2 protein-coding genes and 1 pseudogene are annotated in these 2,228 nt (G+C 61.8%); all 3 read right to left on the bottom strand.

What is annotated here, in order from left to right:
• On the bottom strand, positions 1-1,151 hold a 1,151-nt coding region (locus tag EOA22_RS31145; protein ID WP_206521371.1), incomplete at its 3' end, for a hypothetical protein.
• A gap of 29 nt (positions 1,152-1,180) precedes the next feature.
• Positions 1,181-1,912 (bottom strand): histidine utilization repressor, encoded by a 732-nt coding sequence (hutC, locus tag EOA22_RS31140; RefSeq protein ID WP_013530484.1) that lies wholly within the window; start codon positions 1,910-1,912, stop codon positions 1,181-1,183.
• A 32-nt stretch (positions 1,913-1,944) separates the two neighbouring features.
• Positions 1,945-2,228: pseudogene (locus EOA22_RS31135) on the bottom strand (zinc-binding dehydrogenase); the annotation flags it as partial.

Here is a 2,228-nt window from a genome sequence, read left to right as displayed (position 1 = left end):
TTCATGACCAGCGTCGGCGACAGGAAGAGACCGGCCCGGAGCACCGCGCGCCAATCGGCCGGCAGCATGCCGCGCCGTTTGAGCTCAAGCAGCAATGGCCGCCACAGCGCTGTGGCCTTGACCTCCAGCAGGTCGCGGCGGACCGGGCTCAGGTCCCAGTCCGTGTCGACATGGAGCAGGTTTCCGTCCAGCCGCGCATGGGCGCGAAAAGCCTCGGTCGCGGTCGCCGGATCATAGAGCCAGAACGGGTGGGCGAAGATGTTGTGGAACGTCGCCTTCACCTCCGCCAGCAGCGTCGGGATATGCGAGCCTGCAAAGGCAGGATCGAAGAAGGACAGCTCCGCCCTCCCCGCCTTCGCCGTGTACCAGACATTGGCGTTGTGGGCGTCGCCATGCGCGACCACGCCGCCTGCATCGGCAAGCCGGTCCGGCCGCAAGCGCACTGCGGCGGCATCGAAAAGCTCACCGACGCTGTCGGTGTACTGCTCGCCATTGATGACGAATTTCAGCCGGGAAAACCGATCCCAATCCAGCTCGGCACCGGGAAAGACGAACGGCTTGCCGACATAGAAATCGGCCAGCCGGCCGCCTGGCGACAAGCGTGTCTCGGCATCGATCAGCCGCTCATGAAACAGCCTGTGGATCGGTTCCGCCGCCACCTCCTCGACGGTTACCGGATGCAGCGTTTCGAGATAGACCTTGAGCAGCCTGGCCGACAGGTCGCGCTCGGCAAGAACGGCTTCTCGCCGTTTGCCGGCATCGTCCTGCGCATCCAGCGCGAACAGCACATCCGAAAACCTCGGATCCGTGCGCCGCCGATAGACAAGGATCTGCTCGCCCGGTTGGGCCGACATATGCACGGGTTGATCAACCGGCAGGCCGGCGCGCGACAGAATCTCGGCGCGGTAATACTCGCCCGTCATCGCCTCTTCCCGCTCCTCCTGATGGAACTTGAAGAAGTAGGCCTTGCCGTCGTCCTCGAAGAAGCCGTTCAACGAATTGAGGCTGTATTTATCGAAGTTGATGCGGACATTGCGGGGGCGCATCGCGAACAGGTCGCCCAGCAATGCCGCCAGCGCGCTTTGTGCTTCGGCAACATCATGCTGCGCGAGTGCCCGGATCCGCGCCGTGCGGCTCGGTGCCGGCGTCATCTGTCGCTCTTGCATTCGACCTGCTTCCGTCAGCTGCTTTTTGAAGGGGAATAGCGGCTGCCGAGCGAGTAGCGGCTGCCGGCATAAGTCAGCTTGCTGATCGTCGCCACCACCGCGCCCGTCCATGTCCGGCGGTGCAGGAAAAGGCAGCAGGCGCCGACATCGATGCCCAGATGCCGCGCCGTCTCGGCATCCGCCGGGATGGCGGAAATGATATGCTCGACCTCGGTCACCGGGGTTTTCTGCATGAGGTAGTCATAGGTCGCCGTCTTCGAAAAATCCTGCTTGTCATAGTCGGGGATAAGGCTCGGATTGACGAAGCGCTCTTCGAGTTGCACCGGCAGATCGTTCTCGAAATTGACGACGACGGAATGATAGATCGAGACGCGCTTTGGAAATTCGAACGACAGCGCCAGCTCTTTTGTCGGCATGATGGTTTCGAGGACGAGGACTTCGGAACGATGTCTGTTGCCGCGCTCGACGATCTCGGCTGCGATGTTGTTGATCTCGATCAGCGTCGACTGTGGCCGCGGTGGCGCGATGAAGGTTCCCACACCTTGCAGGCGGATCAGAAACCCGGCCGAGGTCAATTCTCTGAGCGCCCGGTGAACCGTCATCCGCGAGACGCCGAGTGAAGCGACCAACTCATTCTCGGACGGCAGCTTGCGATCTTTGCCCCACCGGCCCGTTCCGATGTTTGCCAGGATGTAGTCCTTCACCTTCTCGTAAAGAGGGCTGGCGGTGTCGGGCAAAGTGATCATTTCAAAAGTCCTTTCCGGCGATTCATCGGAAATCACGACTCGACAGGTTGCCGCATGCGGATGATTGTTTTCAAGCCGTCGCTGCGCCCCGCCAACAGCCGCTCATAGGCAGCCGGAATGTCATCCAGGCCGATCTCCTGGTCGATCAGCGCCGGCAGCGGTTCGCTCAATTCACCCAGCATCCGCACGGCCTCGGGCAGTTCGTCGGCAAAGGCATGGCATCCCAGCAGCCCGATTTCGCGTTCGACCAGCGTATTGGGATCAATGTCGAGGCGGCCGTGGAAGATGCCGACCATGGCGATCGTACCGCCGGGAT

It is taken from the genome of Mesorhizobium sp. M7A.F.Ca.US.014.04.1.1, assembly GCF_003998745.1.
GTDB lineage: Bacteria > Pseudomonadota > Alphaproteobacteria > Rhizobiales > Rhizobiaceae > Mesorhizobium > Mesorhizobium ciceri.
Note: the sequence above shows the minus strand (reverse complement) of the source record. Positions and strands in the feature narration are given on the sequence as shown.

Coding starts and splice junctions, on each gene's coding strand:
- hutC (WP_013530484.1), bottom strand. CDS start 1,912: ATGATCACTTTGCCCGACACCGCCAGCCCTCTTTACGAGAAGGTGAAG.